The organism is Corynebacterium kroppenstedtii DSM 44385 (assembly GCF_000023145.1).
GTDB classification, from domain to species: Bacteria; Actinomycetota; Actinomycetes; order Mycobacteriales; family Mycobacteriaceae; genus Corynebacterium; species Corynebacterium kroppenstedtii.
This window is the reverse complement of sequence record NC_012704.1, coordinates 1,129,150-1,152,324: the sequence shown is the minus strand read 5'-3', so window position 1 is coordinate 1,152,324 and position 23,175 is coordinate 1,129,150. Positions and strand designations below refer to the sequence as shown.

Annotated in this window: 19 protein-coding genes and 1 pseudogene; 9 read left to right on the top strand and 11 right to left on the bottom strand. The window is 56.3% G+C overall.

All coding sequences use genetic code 11. The features are described from left to right. The first annotated feature begins 44 nt into the window (after positions 1-44). Entirely contained in the window at positions 45-827 is a 783-nt protein-coding gene (tpiA, locus tag CKROP_RS04765) for a triose-phosphate isomerase (protein WP_041628822.1), read from the top strand. A 93-nt stretch (positions 828-920) separates the two neighbouring features. On the opposite strand, the gene CKROP_RS04760 is transcribed toward tpiA, so the two are convergent. Both CKROP_RS04760 and CKROP_RS04755 read right to left on the bottom strand, forming a co-directional pair. Further along, entirely contained in the window at positions 921-1,529 is a 609-nt protein-coding gene (locus CKROP_RS04760; RefSeq protein ID WP_012731606.1) for a PI-PLC domain-containing protein, read from the bottom strand. 29 nt (positions 1,530-1,558) lie between these two features. Beyond that, positions 1,559-1,900, bottom strand: a complete 342-nt coding sequence (locus CKROP_RS04755) for a hypothetical protein (protein WP_148209640.1) — start codon at positions 1,898-1,900, stop codon at positions 1,559-1,561. A 204-nt stretch (positions 1,901-2,104) separates the two neighbouring features. Between CKROP_RS04755 and secG the strand changes: the two genes are divergently transcribed. Then, entirely contained in the window at positions 2,105-2,338 is a 234-nt protein-coding gene (gene secG, locus CKROP_RS04750; RefSeq protein WP_012731604.1) for a preprotein translocase subunit SecG, read from the top strand. Between the two features lie 215 nt (positions 2,339-2,553). Here the strand turns inward: secG and pgl are convergent, their stop codons facing one another. From pgl to tkt, 5 genes are all read right to left on the bottom strand, one after another. Beyond that, positions 2,554-3,402, bottom strand: coding sequence for a 6-phosphogluconolactonase (gene pgl, locus CKROP_RS04745; RefSeq protein ID WP_041628820.1), 849 nt, complete (start codon positions 3,400-3,402; stop codon positions 2,554-2,556). Between the two features lie 63 nt (positions 3,403-3,465). After that, positions 3,466-4,662: a glucose-6-phosphate dehydrogenase assembly protein OpcA gene (locus CKROP_RS04740; protein ID WP_012731602.1), complete on the bottom strand. Its 1,197-nt coding sequence runs from the start codon at positions 4,660-4,662 to the stop codon at positions 3,466-3,468. A 61-nt stretch (positions 4,663-4,723) separates the two neighbouring features. Continuing rightward, complete coding sequence (gene zwf / locus CKROP_RS04735) at positions 4,724-6,205, bottom strand: glucose-6-phosphate dehydrogenase (RefSeq protein WP_237698467.1); 1,482 nt, start codon at positions 6,203-6,205, stop codon at positions 4,724-4,726. Between the two features lie 330 nt (positions 6,206-6,535). Then, entirely contained in the window at positions 6,536-7,771 is a 1,236-nt protein-coding gene (gene tal, locus CKROP_RS04730) for a transaldolase (RefSeq protein ID WP_012731600.1), read from the bottom strand. Positions 7,772-7,818: 47 nt separating this feature from the next. Then, the gene (gene tkt / locus CKROP_RS04725; RefSeq protein ID WP_012731599.1) at positions 7,819-9,960 is read right to left on the bottom strand and encodes a transketolase; all 2,142 of its coding nucleotides are present in this window, start codon (positions 9,958-9,960) and stop codon (positions 7,819-7,821) included. A 446-nt stretch (positions 9,961-10,406) separates the two neighbouring features. Between tkt and CKROP_RS04720 the strand changes: the two are divergent. After that, positions 10,407-11,345, top strand: a pseudogene (locus CKROP_RS04720) (heme o synthase); the annotation flags it as partial. A gap of 203 nt (positions 11,346-11,548) precedes the next feature. On the opposite strand, the gene CKROP_RS04715 reads toward CKROP_RS04720, so the two are convergent. The 4 genes from CKROP_RS04715 to mptB all read right to left on the bottom strand — a co-directional run bounded on the left by CKROP_RS04715 (position 11,549) and on the right by mptB (position 16,475). After that, positions 11,549-12,592, bottom strand: a complete 1,044-nt coding sequence (locus tag CKROP_RS04715; RefSeq protein ID WP_012731597.1) for a COX15/CtaA family protein — start codon at positions 12,590-12,592, stop codon at positions 11,549-11,551. A gap of 125 nt (positions 12,593-12,717) precedes the next feature. Continuing rightward, entirely contained in the window at positions 12,718-13,575 is an 858-nt protein-coding gene (locus tag CKROP_RS04710) for an ABC transporter permease (RefSeq protein ID WP_012731596.1), read from the bottom strand. Then, entirely contained in the window at positions 13,576-14,574 is a 999-nt protein-coding gene (locus CKROP_RS04705; RefSeq protein ID WP_012731595.1) for an ABC transporter ATP-binding protein, read from the bottom strand. Between the two features lie 53 nt (positions 14,575-14,627). Next, the gene (gene mptB / locus CKROP_RS04700) at positions 14,628-16,475 is read right to left on the bottom strand and encodes a polyprenol phosphomannose-dependent alpha 1,6 mannosyltransferase MptB (RefSeq protein WP_012731594.1); all 1,848 of its coding nucleotides are present in this window, start codon (positions 16,473-16,475) and stop codon (positions 14,628-14,630) included. Positions 16,476-16,923: 448 nt separating this feature from the next. On the opposite strand from mptB, the gene CKROP_RS04695 reads away from it, so the two are divergent. The 6 genes from CKROP_RS04695 (at position 16,924) to sufU (ending at position 23,142) form a co-directional block, all read left to right on the top strand. Then, positions 16,924-17,658, top strand: a complete 735-nt coding sequence (locus tag CKROP_RS04695; protein WP_012731593.1) for a helix-turn-helix transcriptional regulator — start codon at positions 16,924-16,926, stop codon at positions 17,656-17,658. Positions 17,659-17,733: 75 nt separating this feature from the next. Beyond that, positions 17,734-19,188 (top strand): Fe-S cluster assembly protein SufB, encoded by a 1,455-nt coding sequence (gene sufB / locus CKROP_RS04690; protein ID WP_012731592.1) that lies wholly within the window; start codon positions 17,734-17,736, stop codon positions 19,186-19,188. Beyond that, positions 19,189-20,451 carry a Fe-S cluster assembly protein SufD gene (gene sufD, locus CKROP_RS04685; RefSeq protein ID WP_012731591.1) on the top strand — a complete coding sequence of 421 codons (1,263 nt, stop codon included), beginning with the start codon at positions 19,189-19,191 and terminating at the stop codon, positions 20,449-20,451. Positions 20,452-20,508: 57 nt separating this feature from the next. Next, a complete protein-coding gene (sufC, locus tag CKROP_RS04680; protein WP_012731590.1) occupies positions 20,509-21,267 on the top strand; it encodes a Fe-S cluster assembly ATPase SufC in 759 nt (252 codons plus the stop codon). 106 nt (positions 21,268-21,373) lie between these two features. Continuing rightward, positions 21,374-22,645, top strand: coding sequence for a SufS family cysteine desulfurase (locus CKROP_RS04675; RefSeq protein WP_012731589.1), 1,272 nt, complete (start codon positions 21,374-21,376; stop codon positions 22,643-22,645). Next, the gene (gene sufU / locus CKROP_RS04670) at positions 22,642-23,142 is read left to right on the top strand and encodes a Fe-S cluster assembly sulfur transfer protein SufU (protein ID WP_012731588.1); all 501 of its coding nucleotides are present in this window, start codon (positions 22,642-22,644) and stop codon (positions 23,140-23,142) included. The genes CKROP_RS04675 and sufU overlap by 4 nt, the downstream gene beginning before the upstream one ends. Positions 23,143-23,175: the final 33 nt, after the last annotated feature.

Genomic DNA, 23,175 nt, shown 5'->3' with positions numbered 1-23,175 from the left:
ATCACTGTTGACCCGGGGCTCACCTTTGTATGAAAGGACTGTTCATGGCTCGTAAACCACTTATTGCTGGTAACTGGAAGATGAACCTCAACCACCTTGAGGCTATCTCCGTGGTACAGAAACTCGCTTTTGCACTCCCCAAGGACTACTACGACAAGGTTGATGTCGCGGTCATTCCTCCGTTTACCGACATTCGTTCGGTGCAGACTTTGGTGGATGGGGACAAGCTGCGCGTCACCTATGGCGCTCAGGACATCTCGACCCACGATTCCGGTGCGTACACCGGTGAAATCGCACCGTCGATGCTGTCCAAGTTGGGATGCTCCTGGGTTATCGTGGGCCACTCAGAGCGCCGCGACTACCACTCCGAGACCAACGAGATCGTTGCTGCGAAGACCAAGAAGGCTCTCGACGCCGATATGACCCCGATCGTTTGTGTCGGAGAGTCTCTGGACGTTCGCGAGGCAGGCAAGCACGTCTCCTTCGTCGTCGACCAGGTCAAGGAGTCACTTGCCGGGTTGAGCAAGGACGAAATCGCAAAGTCTGTTATCGCTTATGAACCCATCTGGGCGATCGGAACGGGTAAAACCGCATCGGCTTCGGATGCTCAGGAAGTGTGCCACGCTATTCGTGGTGCCCTCGCTGAGCTGACAGATGAGGAGACGGCATCGTCGATCCGCATCCTGTACGGAGGCTCCATGAAGACCGGCAATGTTTCCGAACTCATTGCGGAACAAGATATTGACGGCGGGCTTGTTGGTGGTGCTTCACTCGATGGTGAAGACTTCGCCAAGCTCTCTGCCCTCGCTGCCGACGGTAGCGTTTAAGACCTCTTCTGCCTACTCGGAGTGACGTAGCTCCGAGTAGGCGGGTCACGGCGCTAGCGCGGGTGCTAGTTAGTGCTTGTGCTGCTACGTGCACTAGAGCGCCGAATGAATGAGCCGGTGTGCTCCTCGTAAATTGTCGACACTCACCCAATCGAGTCCGGCATTGAGGAGCCACCGGCTTACTCGTGCGTGGTTGGCGTAGGGCCATGTTGGGATGCCCCATAACCGTGCCTGCCGTCCTTGCTCATGCACGGAAGACACGAATTCCCTCACTGCAGCTTCTTCCGAAGCCGCGATAGCGCGGAAACCCCGCCACGCTGAGAAGTGCGTGAAGTCCGTACTCACTATGGGCATCAGCCACGTTGGAGGGCAGGCAGCTAAATCTTCCGGGCGACCATCGAGGAATACCCGACGATGGTGGTCCTTCGTCGCCGGCTGCGTCCACCATTCATCGGCTGCCCTCAGGCTATTTCCCGTCGCAATCAGAGTCAGACGTCGAGGAATATATTTTTCCCCGGTCCATTCACTCAGCACATCCGAGTAGCGGGACGCGATAGCTTCGAGCTGTTTCAACGCAGGAAGCCCAGCCGATTTGATATCAACGTGGACATAAACGGGTTCCTCATTACCTGGTTGTGGAGTTACCAGGGTGCTGCCGGTGTCATTGCTTTCGGTGGGGAAGAGGGGACCCAGTCGCGCCATAGTGGCGAGTGGTTCGAGATAGTCTCTTTCTAAATCCAGACCCCGGCTTTTTCTAAAACACTGTGGCCTAGGAGAAATCGCCCGCGGTACAGGGTGGCATCAGTCTCCACTGAGGCAAAGCCGCGGAGCAATGCCTCGCGGAGAGGAAACCTGTGGGAACTGTCGTTATGCGCGTGCACATGGGGGAGACGCTCTGGAAGATCCGCCGGCTTCAGCGGAACCAGGTAGCCGAGAGCAGCCCGTAGCCCAGGCGGAATAAAAGGAAGTGCACCTACCACCCGCTGAAGATGCAACCGACGAATGAGCGCGTCGGCAATGGCGTGTACGGTTACTCCAACCCCCTGAGCTGCAGCATGAAAGTGGTCCGTCAAAGAAAGTAGGCGAGCTCGAGTTCTCACAATCCCTATTATGCCTTCCCCTATCCGCGAACGAATCTCGTGGGCCTTACGCAACCAGTGTTGCGGCTTCATGTGACACATGGAGTGGGGCACATTCACTCCACGGCGCCAGTACGTTAAACTGGTGTGGTTATTAACGGTCGGTGACATTACTTCCTGATTGGAGCACCCACACCAATGCATCTCGCGTTGCAAATCGTTTTGGTTGTGTTCAGCCTGCTCATGGGGCTGTTCGTTCTGTTGCACAAAGGCAAGGGCGGCGGACTGTCCAGCCTTTTTGGTGGCGGAATGCAATCCAATCTTTCGGGATCTACGGTTGCAGAGAAGAACCTCGACCGCATTACCATCGTTTGCGCAATTATCTGGTTAGCTGCAGTGATCGGTCTGAATCTACTTCAGGCGTACGGATAATCATCGACGGTTAGCCCTCCACGTTTTCCCAGCCTTTACGAGCTTATTGTGGGTGGAATTCAGCGGTGGATGTGATCTAGCGACGGCCACAACGCCGCGTAAAAGAGGCCCTCCAGCGATTCACGCGAAGGGCCTACTTATTTTGCCGACGGACAACGCAATCCTTATTCAGACCGAGTAGAGATGCGCTATCTCCGTCGGCAATTTTTGGTGGCTTATGACGATGGGCCCTGCAGCTGGGATAGGGCCGGTGCGTCGGCATAGACAGCAGTATCTTGTTGCCCACGTGCGCCCGCAGCTGGCCACATGTCTGCATCGTCGCCTGAGACTGCGTGCCCAAGAGCTTCAGCTTTTCCTTCACCAGCAACGACGAACCACACACGTGTCGATGAATTAAGCGCGCGACGGCTTAGGGATAAACGCGTGGGCGGTGGCTTGGGGCAATCAGTTACCGATACGACGGTGTCATCACTTGTCAACTCAGGCGTATGGGGGAACAAGGAGTTAATGTGCCCCTCCGGCCCCATTCCTAAGAGGTGGATGTCGAATCCATCGGGAGCGTACGTAGTGATGGTATCTGCGTACGATGCAGCAGCTTCGTTGAGCGCCGCGACGTCGACGTTTCCGCTGCGGGATCCTTCGGTCTCTCCATACGCACTGTCGGACGATGGGGCAGGGAAGCAGTGGAGATTCTGCTGCGGGATATCGATGTTGCTGAACAGGGCCTCTGCTGCCTGTTTGTCATTCCGCTCCGGATGATCTGCTGAAACCCAGCGCTCATCACCGAAGAAAACGTGGACACGGTTCCAGTCAATACCCGCGTTGCCGGCTTCACTATCGATATACAGCTGGTGGAGCACGGCGATACCGGTACTTCCACCCGTGACCACGAGCCGGGCGTAACCATCCGGGGTAACCCCGGTGGTGTTACTAGCGCCCTCACGTCCTTCCTGAATACTGACTATGACGTTTTCAACATCGCGTGCTGCCCGCATAGCCACTTCTGCTTGATCTGCACACGCGACAATACGGACATCTGAATCGGAACTAGACTTTTCGCTCATCCATACGCCTTTCTTCTTGCGGTCTACCACAACAACGATGGGGTTTATTGCACTGCCGACGACCTATTCACGGTCTGCTTCGACGTCACTGTCGTTCGCGTCGTCAGGTGCGTGCGACTCGTCTGAATCGAAAGCATCGACGCGGTGAACTCTGGATAGCCCTCGGAGAGCTTGTGCGTAGATGACATCGGGGTCAAGGTGACGCAACTCTTCCGCGAGGCAGTCAGCTGTTCCGCGTCGTGTGAGGGCAACGCGACTTTCACGGCCTGATCCCTCGCGTGTGATAGTCAGCGTATGTGCGCTAAAGGTGCGGAGGATCAAATCGCCACTATCTCGATGGATCGTCACGCTTTGCACGCCGATAGTGGGGCGCCCTTCGGAATCAAGAGGTACCTTGGGCGAGTCAGTGGATTCACGGGTTACATTCATCCCTAAACGGTCTGCAAGCCATCCGCCGGCTATATCAACGCTCGGGTCTTCCGATGGGCCAGCAATGGTAACTCCACGGATGGGAGAAAACGGAGGCTGATCCAGTGCCGACGCTAAAATTCCACGCCACTGCGTTATACGTGACCAGGCAAGATCAGAGTCACCGGGCGCATACGACGATCGGCACCTAAAAATGCCGTCTTCAATACTTGACGATAGAGAGTCGGTAATTCGTCGGCCGGCAAGACGACCGATCGGATCAGTCGCCGGGACCGGGGGACGGCTGGCCGGCCACCACGCCACAATCGGAGTGTCTGGCAACAGAATTGGCATCACAACGCTTGCGAGATGGCGACTAACAGCGCCATACAACTTCATGACGACGACTTCAGCGGCACCAGCGTCGCCTCCCATGCGTATTTCGGCATCAACGCGCCCGCTGGACGTTACGTCGTCTGTGGCACTTAACTGCGTGGTTTCCTCGTCGGACGTTTCGGGTTGCGTCGTGGTGGGCATCGCGTCGAGAGCACGCTCAAACTCTTCGAGATTCTCATAGTCCGCAAGCCCAGTCTGCGAATTGCCGTTGTCATCACTATCAGATTGGCTCGCGGTTGAGGAGGAATCATCCGTGAGCAACACGAGAATACGAGACGGATGCTCCTGTGAGGCTTCATTGGCCGCCGTAATAAACGTTTCGTAATCGTCGTTAATTGACGCGACGATGATCAAAGTGAGCACACGGCCGGTCGTGACTTCGCCACCCGACTCACGGACGGTGACGAGGCGTTTAGAAATGTCGCGGGTTGTTGTATTGGGGAGGTTAATGATCATGCGTCGGTTTTCTCATTCCCTGAAAATTGAGCGTGTGATGTGAGGACGAGCGGTGATAATTTTACGGGCGCCGCCAGGTGCGTCCTGACCGCGAAAGCATACGATCAGCACTTTCAGGGCCCCACGTTCCAGCCGGATAATCGTCAGGACGTCCTCGTTCAGCCCAATATTTGACGATGGGATCGAGGATCTTCCACGAGAGTTCCACCTCTTCATTGGTGGGGAAGAGGCTAGCTTCATCCAAGAGAGCATCGAGGATCAAACGCTCATAGGCTTCGGGGGATGCCTCAGTAAACGCCTCGGAATAGGCGAAGTCCATGTTGACGTCACGAACTTCCATGGCGGAGCCGGGGACCTTCGAGCCGAAGCGCATCAGGACTCCCTCGTCGGGTTGCACACGAATGACGACCGCATTGGGGCCAAGAGCAGTCGTCTCATCAGCATCGAAAGGAAGATAGGGCGCATCTTTGAACACCAAAGCGATTTCCGTCACTCGTCGGCCCAATCGCTTGCCGGTGCGTAGATAAAATGGCACGCCCGCCCAGCGTCGAGAATTAATCTCCAATGTGCAAGCCGCGTAGGTCTCAGTTTTCGAGTCCTCGGCGAATCCCTCTTCATCGCGAAGGCCACCTACGAATTCAGAGCCCTGCCATCCTGCGGTGTACTGGCCTCGGGCTGTCGTTTTAGAGAACGGGGGAACGGCACTGGTGGCTCTCAGGACTTTAATCTTTTCAGTCTGCAGATCGCGGGGCGTGAAGGCCAGAGGCTCTTCCATGGCGATTAACGCAAGAAGCTGGATGAGGTGGTTCTGGATGACGTCCCGCGCAGCGCCGATGCCATCGTAATAACCAGCCCGTCCGCCTAGGCCAATGTCTTCTGCCATAGTGATCTGGACGTGGTCGATAAAGGATGCGCTCCACAGGGGCTCAAAGAGCTGATTCGCAAAGCGCAGCGCCATAATATTCTGAACTGTTTCCTTGCCCAGGTAATGGTCGATACGGAAAACTGAGCGTTCAGGGAAAACGCTGTTGACAATGCGGTTCAGCTCCCGAGCTGATTCCTCATCATGACCAAAGGGTTTCTCAATAACCACGCGCCGCCAACCGCCAGCGCTATCTTTAGCGAGGCCCGAGCGTTGAAGTTGGTGACACACGTTCGGGAAAAAGGCAGGAGGAACAGAGAGATAAAAAGCCCAGTTCCCGGCGGTGCCGCGGGTATGGTCGACCTCCGCCAGCGTCTCGGCCAATGCATCGAAGCACTCATCTTGGTCAAATGTCCCTTTGACGAAGATCAGCCCCTCGGCCAGGCGCTCCCATACCGATCGCCTAAAGGGAGTACGAGATCCCGCGCGAACGTCGTCGTACACCTTTTTAATGAAATCTTCTTTAGTCCAGTCACGACGGCCGTATCCCACGAGGGTGAATCCCGCGGGGAGTAAACCGCGGTTGGCAAGGTCATATACCGCGGGGAGGAGTTTCTTTCGTGCTAGATCGCCTGTGACCCCGAAGATGACGAGCCCACATGGTCCCGCGATCCTGGGCATCCTTTTATCCCTGGGGTCGCGGAGCGGATTAGTCCAGTTATCGGGAAAACCGCTAGTTTCCAGCAGGTTTTCATTGGACTCCACTGTCACCCGGTTGAGCTGTTCTTCGGCGGACGGCTCCTGATGAGCCGCAGCATGACCTTTGTTCACGTCGTTGTCGGTTTCTCCTTCTGGGGTGTAGGTCTGCCGGTGTGACGCGGCGGCCGCGTTGGGATTATTCACGGTCGATTGTCCATGCCTTTCTCATCAGGTCCTTGGTTGACCCCGACTCGGCAGTGTCACCATGCTGGGGGAGCAACAGCTACTTCTGGTAAACAACTCGCTGAGTGGTTAGCTGGATAAGCGGGAATCAATATTGGCGATCAATTCATTCCAACTATCCACAAATTTAGCGACGCCATCATCCTCAAGCACATTCACCACGTCAGCGAAATCAATGCCCAGTGATTCAAGGTCGTCAAAATATGTTCGGGCGTCATTTCCCGTGCCCGTGAGCGCGTCCCCGTGAACACCACCATCAGACTGGAGAGCGTCCAGCGTCCCCTCTGGCATGGTGTTGACGGTGCAAGCACCGGCAAGCTCAGTGACGTACAACGTAGGCGTGTAATCAGGATTCTTTACACTGGTCGACGCCCATAGCGGCCGTTGGACGTTAGCCCCGGCGCCCGCAAGTTTCTGCCAACGCTCAGCCTCCGACGAGAGATCGTCGTTATTGACAGCGGCGCTGGTCTCAACGTCGTCGCCTCCGAAAACGCGACGGAATGCTTCATAAGCTAGCTGCGCATTATGAATACCCGCCATCCCCTTAAGTTTTTCTACATCGCGGGATGCGGTTGGTGCGATATCAGCAAGTTTATGGTCGACGGCACCATCGACCCGAGAGACGAAGAAACTAGCCACGGAATGAATAGAGGACAGATCCTTGCCGGCCGACTGGGCACGTTCAAGACCGTCGATGAAGGCCTTGATGACTTCCTTGTATCGCTCCACTGAGAAAATGAGGGTGACGTTCACGCTAATTCCCGCGGCGATAGTATCCGTAATCGCCGGTAGAGCCTGTTTTGTGGCAGGAATTTTGATCATCACGTTGGGTTTGCCCACACGATCCCACAACTCTTTAGCCTGTGCCACCGTTTTCTCGGGATTATGTGCATAACGAGGGTCGACCTCGATAGATACGCGTCCATCTTGACCCCGCGATGCCTCATATACATCTTTGAAGGCTTCGCAGGCATCACGGACGTCGTCGATAGCCATGTCAAAGACCGCTTCCGACGCCGAATGCCCCTGCGAACTCAGGGTCGCTAACTGGTCGTCATACGCGGTGCCAACAGTCATGGCTTTCGAAAAGATCGCCGGGTTCGTCGTCACGCCGACGATTCCCGCGTCGGCAATGAGCTCGACCAGGTTCCCAGAGGTCAGACGGTCCCGAGAAAGGTCATCGAGCCACACCGACGTGCCTGCGTCGGCTAGTTGACGGACATTCTCATTGGCTGAGGAGGGGAGATACTCGGAGGGAAAACTCGAATCGCCTCCCAGTACGTGGGGTGCGTTATCAGAGGTCACGATCAAATCCTTTCATCACGTAACGCGCAAATATGACGTAGATGGTCTTAGTTCTCTACAACAGAGGTGGCAGCATCGACGACGGCGTCGACAGTAAAGCCGAACTTTTCAAAGAGCTCACTAGCGGCAGCTGATGCTCCGAAGTGTTCAAGGCTGACGGCTTTACCGCGCGACCCGAGAAGCTGATACCACGGCATTGCGATGCCCGCTTCCACTGATACGCGGGCGGTGACGTCGTGAGGAAGGACTTCGTCCTGATATGACTGATCTTGCTCCAAGAACCAATCCATACATGGCACAGACACAACACGTGTTGCTACACCGCGAGATTCCAAAACTTTGGCAGCCTCGACGGCCAGCTGGACTTCCGAACCCGAGGCCATCACGATGACCTGTGGGTGTTCTGCCGACTCACGAACCAGGACATACGCGCCACGACGGACACCGTCCCGAGCGAGTTCCTTGGTCCCCTTCAACACGGGTAGGTTCTGGCGGGACAATGCCAACGCTTTAGGCCCCTCGGGCGAATCAATCGCTGCTCTCCATGCGGAGGCAGTCTCATTCGCATCGGCAGGACGCACGACCGCAAGGCCTGGGATGGCGCGAAGGGCTGCAAGATGTTCCACAGGTTGATGGGTGGGGCCGTCTTCGCCCAGTCCGATAGAGTCGTGTGTCCACACGTAGTACACGTCGGTCTTCATCAAAGCAGCCAAACGTACTGCAGGGCGCATGTAATCAGAGAAGACCATGAAAGTGCCGCCATAGGGGCGCGTCGGCCCGTGGAGAGCAATCCCGTTGAGAATAGAACCCATCGCGTGCTCACGGATACCGAAGTGAAGCACCCGGCCGTAGGGTTGCGCATTCCATGAATCAGTAGAAATGGTCGAGGGGCCGAACGAATCCGCATCCTTGATAGTTGTGTTATTCGATCCAGCTAGGTCGGCAGAGCCTCCCCACAGCTCCGGTAGCGCCGCACCCAGCGACTGAAGAGTGACCTCCGAGGCTTTCCTCGTCGCAATTCCGGAACCATCAGCCTCCCACTCAGGCAGACCAGCATCCCAGCCATCGGGAAGTGTCCGGGCATACAGGCGATCAAATAGGGCTTTCCGATCCGGATTCTCCGCGGCCCACCGGTCAAAGTCGGCCGACCAGGACTCATGAGCGCGGGCACCCCGCTCACGAAGTGACCGCGTATGAGAAAGGACCTCGTCTGAGACTTCGAAGGTCTGATCAGGATCGAAACCTAAGATGCGCTTAACGGCGGCAACTTCATCATCACCGAGTGCTGCTCCGTGAACAGCACCGGAGTTCATCTTGGTGGGGGAAGGGTAACCGATAACGGTTCGGACGCGGATGAGCGTCGGACGATTGGTTTCGCGCTGAGCTAACGTGATCGCGGCTTCAAGCGCCTGAATATCTTCACCGGACTCAACATTGAGAACTTGCCATCCATAGGCTTCATACCGGGCGCAGACGTCTTCATTAAACGCAATCGTCGTATCGTTTTCGATCGAGATACGGTTGTCATCCCAGAAAGCGATGAGGTTGCCGAGTTTCTGTGTCCCTGCAAGTGATGACGCCTCGCTGGTCACGCCTTCTTCCAGGTCACCGTCGGAAGCAATCACATAAATGAAGTGGTCGAAGGGGGACTGTCCTGCCGGAGCATCAGGGTCAAAAAGCCCCCGCTCACGACGGGCGGCCATGGCCATACCGACGGATGAGGCCAAACCCTGCCCCAGGGGACCGGTCGTAATTTCAACCCCCGCGGTATGCCCGTACTCCGGATGGCCGGGAGTCAATGAGCCCCACGTGCGGAGCTGCTTGAGGTCGTCGAGCTCTAGGCCAAATCCGCCCAAGAAGAGCTGAGCGTAAATAGTCATCGAACTATGCCCGCAGGATAAGACGAATCGGTCGCGGCCTACCCAGTCGGGATCCGAGGGATCATGGCGCATTGTTCGCTGGAACAAGGTGTAGGCCAGGGGAGCCAAGCTCATCGCAGTGCCGGGGTGACCGGATTTTGCCTTCTGAACAGCATCTGCAGCTAAGACGCGGACTGTGTCGACGGATCGCGAGTCGATCTCATCCCAGTCTTTGGGGAAAGCTGGTTCCACGGCTCTGCGGATATGGTCGGGAACGAGCTCCCGAGCTTCTGCATACCGCTTGATGACTGCCGAAGTCTTATCAATCACCTTCTGATCACCTTTCTGTGCGCGTGCCGTAGACATGCCTACCGTCTACGTAGCGACCGCTAAGTTGGTTCCCGCTGAAGCAACATTCCCGCGGAATAAAACTCCTCGGAGTAAACGAACACCAGTTTAGGCTGAAGTTTCATCGCGGTCTACGAAGCTATTCAAAGGGTATCTGCACAGGCTCTCATGCCCGCCTCAGGCACCCTCTTCAGAGGGTCAGCGTGGCCTGACGAAACGCGGCGCCTACGAGCCCCGTCGGGGTCACGTGTTCAGGATGGAATTTCCTCCTCGAGTAAAAATCCCGTGGCGAGTCAACGAATAACACCGTGATTGTTAGACTAGGGCGGTGACTGTCCTAAATATGGTCATAGCTACGACGCACAGATGCCCATCACCAGTGCCGAGACAAGCATGAACGATCAGTCAGCGATGAGGACTGTCAGCGGACATGGAGGAAAAAGAGGCAAGTGGAGAAGATAAAGGCGTATGTGGCGCTTACGAAGCCACGGGTAATTGAGCTTCTCCTGGTCGCAACGATTCCCGCCATGCTTCAGGCGGATCGCGGTACTATCCACCTCTGGCTCATTTTGTTAACGCTTGTCGGGGGATGGATGGGAGCTGCTGCTGCCAACTCTTTCAACATGATCGTCGACAGTGACATCGACAAGGTTATGAAGAGGACCCAGAACCGTCCCTTGGTGGACGGCCGGCTGACTCTCACGGAAGCCAAGGTTTTTGCCTCATCGATGACTGTGCTGAGCTTTTTGTTCCTCACGTTCTTGTGCCATTCGCTCTTAGCAGCAGTTTTCGTGATGCTGACCATCCTCTTTTATATCTTTATCTACACGAAATGGCTCAAGCGCCGGACGTGGCAGAACGTGATTTGGGGCGGGGCAGCAGGGTGCATGCCCGTCATTGTCGGCTGGGCCGTTATTGCTGATAACACGTCCAATCATTCGGTGGCTGGATGGCTGCAAGCCGTCGCCTTATTCATGATCATCTTCTTCTGGACACCGCCACACACGTGGGCTCTAGGTATGCGATATGAAGAGGATTATCGCGGCGCCGGGGTGCCCATGATGCCAGTAGTGAAAACGCGAGCTCAGGTTGCGAAACAAATTCTTCTCTATACCTGGCTTACTGCCCTTACGTCACTAACCCTTATTTTCGCCTCCGGGTGGTTTTACACTCTCACCGCAATCGGGGCAGGGGCATGGTTCATTATCAGCGCTACTCGCCTTTACAAGCGAATCTCTACTGGTAAACCAGTGAAACCTATTAGGTTATTTATTTTATCGAATAACTACTTGTCGTTGTTGTTCGTTGGTCTCTCCATTGACGCCGTGATCAATTTACAACCGCTTCACGAAGTTCTCGGCTTTTAAGAACTGATCACCGAGCACAATCATCTATTCGACAAAAAGAATTCTCGTAGAACCGTTTCGTGTAGACAAAGCAAAGTCCGCCGGAACCCCCGGTACACATAAACCCGTGACACCTCCATGGGGAGGTGGGGATTCCTCGGCGGACAAGAACATGATCGACGGAAGCCGCTACAACGCACAGCAGGCTTCCTAAAATCTTTAACCTAAATCCTCGGAGCGGCGCGTCGTTTACCCTGTGCCCACAACACTGCTGTCACAGCACAGATCACGCCAGAACCAATGACGTGAAGCGGAACAGTCCACCGCGGAACGCCCAGCCAGTACTGGACGATGCCAACCCCAGCCTGAAGAACAATCAAGACAACCAACCATTGAGTCGTCTTCATGATCGCTCGGTCGGCCCGAACAGTAAGAAGCCCGAACAATAAACCTGCCACGAGGCCCAGGTACAGGTACATCGCGTGCGCATGCAGGTGCGCCATCAGATCAAGCGGTATTTGGAGCCGTGAATCGGCGGGGACCTCCGAGTCGCCTGCGTGAGGACCAGCACCCGTCACCATGGTTCCTGTGATCAGGGTGATCCCCATGGCGATGGACGACATGAGAGCCAGCCAGCGCAAAGGCTGCGGGTACATCACCTGGGCTTTACCGTCGTCGGGTTCGTCGATGCGAACCCACAGCAAGGCAGCAAGCCATACGAGCACCATCGAGGGTAAAAAGTGCAGCGCAACCATCCACCACGCCAGATCAAGGTGGACGGAGATACCGCCGATGACCGCCTGGGCTATCACGCCGATTCCTTGGATGAACGCCAAGATGATGATTTCTGAACGCCGTTTGGCACGCGACACCGCGAGAAACGCCAAAATGACGAAAATGGTCAGAACGAAGGTGAGCGTGCGGTTTCCGAATTCAATGAGCTGGTGAACCCAGGGGATTGATCCAGATTCTGGAACCAGCGATCCCGGTTGGCACTCGGGCCACGTCGGGCAGCCCAACCCTGAAGCTGTCACACGAACAATCGAGCCCGTGAATGTGATGCCGATCTGGGCAATTAACAACGCCAGCGCAAACAGCCGTTGGCGGGCCACAGTACACACGGGGAAGCGGGTACGACGAGCAAAGGAATAGCAGCCGCGGACGAATCCTCCTGCCGTCGATGGAGGAGTAGTCGCATCTTCACGGGAGCCGGGACCTAATTGTGTCGGTTCGTCACGCCGAGCATCATTAGTCTGAATTGCACTCACGATTCTCCAGCCTACAGCCCGCACGGCGAACACCACGATCGCACACACGTGGGGTTATTCACGAAAATCCTCACGCGGAGTTGGACGCCTCTGATAACCCAGATCTAGCCGACGACGGCAACGTTTTAGGCGGTGAAGCGGAACAGCTTGCTCGCAGCGAAACCGCCGAGAGCCGACCACATGAGCATGATCACGAGAGCAAAGACGTTAAAGCTCCCGTGGAAAGCGTCGATAAGTCCTTGAGTCAAGGCGACCGAGGGGAAGAGCATGAGCAGCGCATGGATCCCCTCGCGGATTCCCGGTTCCATGGCGACGATTGCCGCCACACCCATGAGCCCGAACCACAGGAGATTCCCCAGTGCCAGAACAACCTCAGAATGGAGCGTGCCGCCCAATAGCAGCCCTAGCGCGGTGAAGGCGACAGCTCCCACGATAAGGAAAACGATCCCCATCACGACGCCGAGGGGAGTCGTCGACCACCCCATGACCATGGCAATCGCACCAAGAACCAGGGTTTGAAGCAACACCACGACCACAACGGCACACGCTTTACCTGCAATAATCGCCCACTTCGGGAGGGCTGAGGCTCCCATCCGCTTCAAGGCTCCATATCGACGGTCGAAGACGACGGCAATCGCCTGCCCCGTGAATCCCGCAGACATCACTGCAACCGCTAAGACCATGGGGAACAGCCGCGCGATCGGATCGTCGAGGTCGAGGAACGGCATCAGTGTGAAGCCGATGAGCATGGCAATAGGGATGACCATCGAGAGAAGCTGCTGCTCACCGTGACGCAAGAACAGGAGAGTCTCCATTCTCGCTTGAGCGGAAACAAGCTTTGTTGTCGACGCTCGATGGGGCTGTGGTGTAAACGTCCCCGGCGCAAAACGCGAATCCTCGGTGGTCTCAGTGTCCTGAGCAGAGGCCTCAGTGGGAGATTGGGTGCCAGTAAGAGACTGTGTGCCGCGATTGTCTGCCATCATTTAGGACCTCATCTCTCGTCCGGTGATATCCAAGAAGACGTCCTCAAGACTCCGATGGTCCACCGTTAGATCGGTAATTAGGATTCCTTGAGCACTAGCAGCGGCTGCGATAGCACTCACTGCTTCTGGGTTCGCCTGCCCATCCACGCGGTAATGCTGTGGGCGCACAGCCGAGACACGGAGCGGTGGCTGGCTCACTTTCGGCGTGTCATCATTTCCTGCGTGGGTAGCGCCAGTCCGGTTGTTCTCTGCCAAGAAACTATTGGCGGCCGATAAATCCAGCGCGCCCGACGTCGTTAAGGAAATTCGTGCATCATCCGCATTCGTTAATTCCTGAGTGGTCCCGTGGGCGACGACGCGACCATGATCAATGATCAACACGGTATCCGCTAATGATTCCGCCTCATCCATCATGTGGGTGGTGAGCAATACGGTCACCTCATCGCGACGGAGGGAGCTGATTAAATCCCACACAGCAAGTCGTGACTGAGCGTCCAGACCAGCAGTGGGCTCGTCTAAAAAGATCACTTCCGGCCGGCCGACTAATGCGCAGGCCAACGAGAGCCGCTGCTTCTGGCCACCGCTGAGCCGACGATACGGCGTGTGAGCATGGTCAGTCAGCCCGACGATCTCCAGGAGCCAGGAGGGATCTAACGGATTCTGGCTGTAACTCGCCAATAGAGAGAGCATCTCTTTGACTCGTATGCCTGGGTACGAACCCCCGTTCTGGAGCATGATGCCGATCCGGGCACGAATCTCGTCAGTTTGCGTCGACGGGTCCATTCCCAGAAGCTCAATCGATCCGGAATCGGGAGTCTGGAATCCCTCACACATTTCGATCGTCGTCGTTTTACCAGCACCATTCGGGCCCAGCAGAGCGAAAACTTCGCCACGACGAACTGAAAAGCTGATGCCATCGACGGCCCGCCGGGACTTGAAAGTCCGCACGACGGAATCGAGGATTAACGCATCACCACGCGAATTTTTCGAGTGAGTCACAGGGTACGAGTGTAGCGCGACGAACTGATACCGACAGAGAGACTCAGCGGTTGCTACCGCAGTGAACGCGACCGGTCACGATTGTCCGTGTTCTTCGTCGTCTTGTGGTGGGTGCTTCGTGAGATTCTGGGCTTAGGTGTGAGGGCCGGATCCTGATGGCCGAGCACAATTCCTGGGGATCGAACCTCGATGACTTTGAGAATGAAATACCCCAGCGCTGCCAAGACAACGAAGCTCACTGCGGCAACGATATATGTCTGTGTCACGCTCCACGCAGGCAGCTTCAACCCGCGGGGTAGAACGAAGAAACTGAGAATAATCGAATAGATGACGGCCGTATTTCTGAATAGAGCGCGGTTCGCCCACGCCGCTAGCGGAATAATGGCCCACAATGCGTACCAGGGGTGAACCACGGGGAAAAGAAGAACGAGCACGAGCATCCCGACCCCGTATCCGCCGACGGGGTGGAGGCGACCGCGATAGGTGGCCACGAGCATGCGGACCATCCACAGCGCAGCAACAGCCAACCCCACCACGTGAATAAACGACGTCATCGCCTCAGTGTGGTCACCCAGCCCGAGCAGACTACCTAGGAAACCGGCAAAAATGCCGAGGAGCGTGGTAATCGACATCCAGCTGACGATATCAGCTGCTCCGCCCTGCACCGTCAGCCATTGGAGGCCGAGGCCAGAAGCAAAAGAGAGCCCGACGACGAAGAACACCAGGAGAGATCCGACGATCACAGTGGCGAGCAGCCACGCATGTTTGCGGTGGATAGAACGAATGAGCGTGACCCACACAAAGCCCAGCGCAACGATGCTGGTCACTTTGACCATGATCGCGCAACAGATCGCTCCGACGCCGGCAACGAAATACAGTATGCTCCGGCGCGTGAACAGCGTCGACGCCGACGTCGTCGGCTCTACAGAAACCGGGGAGGGCAACTCGGACCCGGACGGGGACTCGTCCAGTGGACGCTCGAAAGCCCTGAAGCACCATTCCATGCCGACCATCAACAAGCCGAGCATGATCGACTCATTGTGGATACCGCCGACGAGGTGAAGAAGCGATAACGGGTTTAACACACCAAGCCACAGCGCAGCCGATGCCTCCACACCACAGCGACGGGCGAGCTTGATGACGGCCCATGCACACAACGTGAGGCCGATGATTGACACCAGACGGTAGAGGAAAACAGCGGCCATAATGTTCTCGTTGGTTAACCACGAGATCACTTGGCCACCCATGATGGCGACGGGCCCATAGGGGGACGGCGAATGGGACCACACTAAAGGCACCGATCGAGCAAGAGGATCTGCCACGCCTAATAGATCAACCGGGCCGCCCTGATACGGGTTGAGCCCTCGAGCTGCAATCGCACCCTGAGCTATATAGGAATAAATGTCCTGGGTGAAAAGCGGAGCAGTAAAGCCCAGAGGAATGACCCACGCAACAAAGGTTCGAACCATCACCGGTGCGGTAGCCCAACCATGACCGTGCTCACGTGGACCGGCTAACGCGAAATAGCCCATCAGCGCCCACGCTGTGACAAGAAAACCGATGCCGACGAACACAAGCACAGTCGACGTCAACAACATTCGACCCATGAGGTTAGCGATGGGGAAATCCCAGAGCGTGTTGTCGACAACAGGCATCGCCCCCGCACCCCAGCCACCAATCATGATTAAGACGGATCCGAAGGTGCCAAGCCACCGCAAGAGCGCGAATCGACGAAGATCGGAAACCCCAAAACGCTTGAGGCGGGGCCGCGCCGGGCCTTCACCGTGAAAAACTTCTGCGGATCGTGAACCAGCTACCCCGAACTCCGGTACGACGGAGGAAATCTCGCGCCGGCTAATGTCCAGGAGTCGATGGAAGAACGATGGTCCACGAGTGCCCATGTCAAGGTCCTCCCATCGTTCCCCACTAGTTCTTAACCATCAGCTCATGAAGCCCACGCGCTGCACGTTCAAGCGCAGCACGTCCCTCACATTCAAGCACGGCCTATTCCAAGCCATTGCCATCACGTCGAGTGTAGCCAACGTCGACGGCTGAACTGTTTTTATATCCCCCCGTCCGGACTAGCAAAACAAACCGTAATCCACCCCCTCTGTGTAGGAATAGAATTCCGACACACTAATGTTGTGTAAAGTGTGATAGCGCAGGTGGGGACAGCCCCACGCTATGCACCGTCGTGGGCAGAGACCTCCATGTTCGGCCTCATACTCACGACACTTCACGTGTGACGGCGTGAAACACAAAGCGATCCTGGGCTTAAACACCGGATGACAAGCAGCGACGAAACTCCGCCCTGTCGGATGCTTCGTTTTCGTGAGAGAGGAAGGCGCTATGAACGGCCATGCCCCCGGACCAGAGGGTCAGACTCGTCAACGCATCATGTCCCTCCTCCTGCACCACGGAACAATGAGCGCATCCGAGCTAAGTAAAGAGCTGAAATTAAGCGCTGCGGGAGTTCGACGCCACGTCGACAATCTGGTGTCAGACGGCTTAGCGGAAGAGGCCCCAGCAACAGGTGGAGCGCCTCGTGGACGTGGCCGCCCAGCCCGCGTTTTCCGGTTAACGGATAAAGGAAGAGGCAACTTCGGCTACGACTATGACCGCGTCGCGGTACTAGCTCTCGAAGCACTACGAGATGCCGGTGGTCCTAACGCTGTTATTCACTTCGCCCAACAGCGGATGAGCGATATTCTCCGCGAAGCGGGGCTGGATGACGAGGTTTCCGACCTTACTGACCCCGACGACGTCGAGGCCATGGTCACCAAAGTTGCCGATGCCCTGAGTAAACACGGGTATGCAGCAACTGTGGACAAAGCTGGCGGTGGAATCCAAATCTGTCGCCATCATTGCCCTATTCAAGGAGTCGCCGAGCACTTTCCTGAGATGTGCGCCGCTGAACATCAGGCGGTTCGCGAGGTCTTGGGCCACCACACTCAACCTTTAGCCACCATCGTCGATGGGAACGGGGTGTGCACAACGCATATCCCGTTGGAACCCGTTATTAACCAGAATCGCGACAAGGGGAGTGGCGGTGAACGCCAGCCAGCTTCGTCGACATCATCATGAGTCCATAATCTGCCGTAATTTTCACTTCCGGAAAATTGACCATCATCACACGCAACATAAGAGGAGTCACAGCTCATGACCCAAACACCGACAGCTCCTGCCGGGCCACAATCATCACCTCAAAGTGATGAAGAGATCATTGAATCCATCGCAGGTGGATATAACTACGGATGGCATGACAGCGATGTAGCCGGAGCCTCCGCGCGGCGCGGCATTGATGAAGATGTTGTTAAGGACATCTCAGCAAAGAAGAGTGAGCCGGAATGGATGTTGAAGAACCGTCTCAAGGCTCTGTCCATCTTCCAAAAGAAGCCAGTACCCAACTGGGGTGCGGACCTGTCCGGAATCGACTTCGACCAAATCAAATACTTCGTCCGCTCCACAGAAAAACAAGCCGCGACGTGGGATGACCTCCCTGAGGACATTAAGAACACTTACGATCGCATTGGTATCCCCGAGGCGGAAAAGGAGCGCCTTGTCGCTGGCGTTGCTGCACAGTACGAATCTGAGGTTGTCTACCACCAAATCCGTCAGGATCTGGAAAAGCAAGGCGTCATTTTCGTTGACACCGATACGGCTTTGCGAGATTACCCCGAATTGTTCAAAGAGTACTTCGGGACCGTTATTCCAGCTGGTGACAACAAATTCGCTGCACTGAACACCGCGGTGTGGTCAGGCGGTTCATTCATTTACGTGCCGAAGGGCGTCCATGTCGAAATCCCTCTTCAGGCCTATTTCCGCATTAACACGGAGAACATGGGACAGTTCGAGCGCACGCTGATCATCGTCGACGAAGATGCTTACGTCCACTATGTCGAGGGATGTACGGCACCTATCTACAAGACAGATTCGCTGCACTCAGCCGTCGTCGAGATCATTGTTAAGAAGGGCGGTCGCTGCCGGTACACGACCATCCAGAACTGGTCTAACAACGTCTACAACCTGGTCACCAAGCGCACGAAGTGCGAAGAGGGTGCCACCATGGAGTGGATCGACGGCAACATCGGCTCCAAGGTGTCGATGAAATACCCCGCAGTGTGGATGACTGGGCCGTACTCCCGCGGCGAGGTTCTCTCCGTCGCGATGGCTGGTGAAGGCCAGTACCAGGATACGGGCGCCAAGATGGTGCACATGGCTCCTCACACGAGTTCCAACATTGTGTCGAAGTCGGTCGCTCGTGGTGGCGGACGTGCGGCCTACCGTGGCCTCGTCAAAGTGAACCCGAACGCGCATCACTGCACGGCCAATGTCGAGTGTGATGCTTTGCTCGTCGATAAGATTTCGCGGTCGGACACCTATCCATACAATGACATCCGCAATGACCACGTGTCCCTTGGTCACGAGGCTACGGTCTCCAAAGTGTCTGAGGATCAGCTCTTCTATCTCATGAGCCGAGGCCTCGCTGAAGACGACGCCATGGCGATGATTGTTCGTGGCTTTGTCGAGCCCATTGCGAAAGAGTTGCCCATGGAATACGCCCTCGAACTCAATCGCCTCATTGAATTGCAAATGGAAGGATCCGTGGGATAGATGACTGACGTACTCAAGGCCGAGGATGTCGAAGCTGCCGCCGACAAGGCAAAAGAAGTCGGAGCTTTCGACGCCAACACAACCAACACCACAGGGGCCAAAACAAAAGGCGACGTCTTCACGTCGTTCAATGTCGACGATTTCTCCGTCCCTCGCGGCCGCGACGAGGATTGGCGTTTCACTCCTTTGCGACGGCTCAACGGGCTTCACGACGGGTCGTTTCCCGGTGAACACGCGCCGAACCCGGTCACCGCAGATATCCCTGAGGGAACATCCGGTGTACACGTAGAAGAAGTTCCGGCCGACGATGACCGCCTTCGGGCAGCCGGAGCCCCGGTCGATCGCGTCGGTGCGCAGGTCTTCGCCAGCCTCCAACGCGGAACTGTCCTCACTATCGACGACAACACGGTTGTCGACGGCGACATCACGTTGACGTTCACGGGTACGGGCTCCGACACCACGTCCTTCGGAGCGCTCGCCGTCGTCGCTGGTGAACACGCCGAAGCCAACGTCGTCCTCCGATTCGAGGGGCACGGCAACTACGCCGATTTCCACTCGTACTCGATTGGAACAGGTGCGCATATCAACGTTGCCATTATCGACGACATGGATGACGACGCTGTCCACCTGGCCAATGAGCAGCTCCGACTGGATCGTGACGCCGTCATGCGCCACGGATATAGTGCCTTCGGTGGCTCCGTGGTTCGCAATATCTCCCACGTAGCGTTCAAAGCGCCCGGGGCTGACTGCGAACTCTCCGGTGTGTACTTCGCCGACGACGGACAATACTTCGAGCAACGCCTACTCGTTGACCACTCTGAGGCGAATTGTCGCTCTAATGTGATGTACAAAGGGGCACTCCAAGGCGATCCCAACTCGGACCTCCCCGAAACACGCACAGCGTGGGTTGGCGACGCACTCATCCGCGCACAAGCCGACAACACGGACACATACGAGAAAAACATGAACCTCGTCTTGTCCGAGGGCGCGCGCGCAGATGCCGTTCCGAACCTCGAAATCGCCACCGGAGAAATCATCGGCGCTGGTCACGCAGCCACCGTCGGCCGCTTCGACGACGAACAGCTCTACTACCTGATGAGCCGTGGGATCCCCGAGCCCGTTGCCCGACGCCTTATCGTCCACGGGTTCTTTACCGAAGTCATTTCACGAATCCCGATACCGGCCGTCCAAGATGAACTCGAAAAACGCGTCTCCGAGGAACTCGACACTGTCAGCCTCGATGAGCTGAATTCACTGAGCTAATCCATCCACCGTGCGTCACTAGCTGTATCTCACGGATCATCAAACACAAGGAGAACAATGAGTACCCTCGAAATTCGCGACCTCGAAGCCGTCGTCAAGCCCACCGAACCCGGGGAAGAGCCCAAGCAAATCCTCAAGGGCGTCAACCTGACCATCAACTCAGGTGAGACCCACGCGATCATGGGCCCGAACGGATCAGGCAAATCGACCCTGTCATACACGATTGCCGGCCACCCCCGTTATGAAGTTACCGGCGGGGAAGTGCTGTTAGACGGCGAAAACATCATCGACATGTCTGTAGATGAACGAGCCCGAGCCGGTTTGTTCCTCGCCATGCAGTACCCGGTTGAGGTTCCCGGCGTGTCCATGGCTAACTTCCTCCGCACCTCAGCAACCGCGGTACGTGGAGAAGCTCCACGGCTTCGTGACTGGATCAAGGAAGTTAAAGACGCCCAAAAAGAACTCAAAATCGACACCTCATTTTCCGAGCGTGCCGTTAATGAAGGGTTCTCCGGCGGCGAGAAGAAGCGTCACGAGATTCTGCAGCTATCGTTGCTCAAGCCCAAGTTCGCCATTCTCGACGAGACAGACTCCGGGCTCGACGTCGACGCCCTCCGTATCGTGTCCCAGGGAATCAACGACTACAAAGAGCAGAACAATGGCGGAATCATGCTCATTACGCACTACAAGCGCATTCTGAACTATGTGCGCCCTGACTTTGTACACGTCTTCGCCAACGGCCGCGTCGTTACGACGGGTGGCCCCGAGCTCGCTGACAAGCTCGAAGAAGAAGGCTACGACGCTTTCGTAGGCTAACCAGCCCCACAGTGAATGGCGATCATGACGACGTCGCCATTCACTTTTTATTCACACACTATTTAGATGCAACCAGCGAAAGCTTGCAGGAGGAAGGTTACTGACGGTGGAAATTCCAGAGCTCACACGAAACGGGGTGTTGGATGTCGACGCAGTGCGCGCGGAATTCCCCATCCTGCACCGTACTGTTCGCGACGATAAACCCCTCATCTTTTTAGACTCCGGTGCCACATCACAACGACCGGAACGTGTGCTGCGCGAAGAATTCCACTTCCTCACCCACACCAATGCGCCCGTTCACCGCGGCTCCTATCAACTCGCAGAAGAAGCGACAGAAGCCTATGAGGATGCGCGTGAACGCATCGCTCACTTCGTCGGGGCCGATGAACCAGAAATTGCGTTTACCAAAAACGCCACAGAGGCACTCAACGAAGTCGCCTACCTCTTGGGCGATGATCGCGCCGGGGAGTTCCAGGTTAAAGAGGGCGATGAAGTCGTCGTCACGGAAATCGAGCATCACGCTAACTTGATTCCGTGGCAGGAATTGTGCCGCCGGACAGGTGCCCACCTGAAGTGGTATTCGGCGACCGACGATGGACGCGTCGACCTTGATTCCCTGGCGTTGAGCGACCGCACGAAGGTTGTCGCGTTTACGCATCAATCGAATGTGACTGGTGCCCAGCCCGACGTCGAAGAGCTTGTCTCGCGTGCCCATAGTGTTGGGGCAGTGGCAGTGCTCGATGCATGCCAGTCCGTACCGCACAAAGCGGTGGACTTCCACGCACTTGACGTCGATTTTTCCGCGTTTTCGGGACATAAAATGCTGGGCCCGAATGGGGTAGGTGTCATGTACGGTAAGGCGGACATCCTTGCCCAGATGCCGCCCTTCCTCACTGGTGGTTCCATGATTACGACAGTCCAGATGGACCATTCCGGATACACCGAGCCGCCGCAGCGGTTTGAGGCTGGAACACAGATGACCAGCCAAGTTGTCGGCCTCGGAGCTGCCGTAGAATTCCTTCAGGCCATAGGGATGGACGCTGTCGAAAAGCACGAGCACATGCTCACGAAATATGCTTTGGAGAAACTCAACGATATTGATGGGCTACGCATTATTGGCCCGACAACGCCCGAACACCGGGGCAGTTCGGTGAGCTTCTCTCTCGACGGGGTCCACCCTCACGATCTCAGCCAGGTTCTTGACGACGACGGCATCGCTGTCCGCTCTGGCCACCATTGCGCGTGGCCTATCCACCGTCGGATGGGGATCCAGGCTTCGGCGCGCGCGTCGTTCTATATTTACAACACCCTCGACGAAGTGGATAAGCTAGCAGGATCTATTTGTCGTGCACGAGACTTCTTTGGGGTGACGCGATGAGACTCGAATCCATGTACCAGGAAGTGATCCTGGATCACTATAAGAATCCGCAATATGCGGGCTTGAGGGAACCTTTTGATGCAGAAGTACACCACGCCAATACGTCCTGTGGTGATGAAATAACTCTGCGTGTTCAGCTCTCCGACGATGGGGCAACGATCCAAGACATCTCCTACGAGGCGTCGGGGTGCTCAATCAGCCAAGCGTCGACGTCGGTGATGGCCGAGGAATTGATCGGCCAAAGTGTCGACGACGCGTCGAAGAAACTGGCTGAGTTTGAACGGATGGTGACGTCCCGCGGGAAGGTTGAGGGCGATGAGGATCTCATTGGAGACGGGATCGCATTTGCCGGTGTTGCTCAATATCCCGCTCGCGTGAAGTGCGCGCTGTTAGCGTGGAAAGCTCTTCAAGCCGCTGCCACTGAGGCGATGGCTGATGCGGGCCACGACAAAGCCGCAGCACAGCTGAACTCATCGTCGCCAACAACAAGTTCCTAGTTTCGGTTGATAGCGGCTAGTGGTTATGCCAAG

What these genes read in the sequence shown, in the direction of transcription:
- tpiA (WP_041628822.1), top strand. Translation starts at nt 45, where the DNA reads ATGGCTCGTAAACCACTTATTGCTGGTAACTGGAAGATGAACCTCAAC.
- CKROP_RS04760 (WP_012731606.1), bottom strand. Translation starts at nt 1,529, where the DNA reads ATGGCGCGACTGGGTCCCCTCTTCCCCACCGAAAGCAATGACACCGGC.
- secG (WP_012731604.1), top strand. Translation starts at nt 2,105, where the DNA reads ATGCATCTCGCGTTGCAAATCGTTTTGGTTGTGTTCAGCCTGCTCATG.
- pgl (WP_041628820.1), bottom strand. Translation starts at nt 3,402, where the DNA reads ATGAGCGAAAAGTCTAGTTCCGATTCAGATGTCCGTATTGTCGCGTGT.
- CKROP_RS04740 (WP_012731602.1), bottom strand. Translation starts at nt 4,662, where the DNA reads ATGATCATTAACCTCCCCAATACAACAACCCGCGACATTTCTAAACGC.
- zwf (WP_237698467.1), bottom strand. Translation starts at nt 6,205, where the DNA reads ATGCCCAGGATCGCGGGACCATGTGGGCTCGTCATCTTCGGGGTCACA.
- CKROP_RS04710 (WP_012731596.1), bottom strand. Translation starts at nt 13,575, where the DNA reads ATGATGGCAGACAATCGCGGCACACAGTCTCTTACTGGCACCCAATCT.
- mptB (WP_012731594.1), bottom strand. Translation starts at nt 16,475, where the DNA reads ATGGGCACTCGTGGACCATCGTTCTTCCATCGACTCCTGGACATTAGC.
- CKROP_RS04695 (WP_012731593.1), top strand. Translation starts at nt 16,924, where the DNA reads ATGAACGGCCATGCCCCCGGACCAGAGGGTCAGACTCGTCAACGCATC.
- sufB (WP_012731592.1), top strand. Translation starts at nt 17,734, where the DNA reads ATGACCCAAACACCGACAGCTCCTGCCGGGCCACAATCATCACCTCAA.
- sufD (WP_012731591.1), top strand. Translation starts at nt 19,189, where the DNA reads ATGACTGACGTACTCAAGGCCGAGGATGTCGAAGCTGCCGCCGACAAG.
- sufC (WP_012731590.1), top strand. Translation starts at nt 20,509, where the DNA reads ATGAGTACCCTCGAAATTCGCGACCTCGAAGCCGTCGTCAAGCCCACC.
- sufU (WP_012731588.1), top strand. Translation starts at nt 22,642, where the DNA reads ATGAGACTCGAATCCATGTACCAGGAAGTGATCCTGGATCACTATAAG.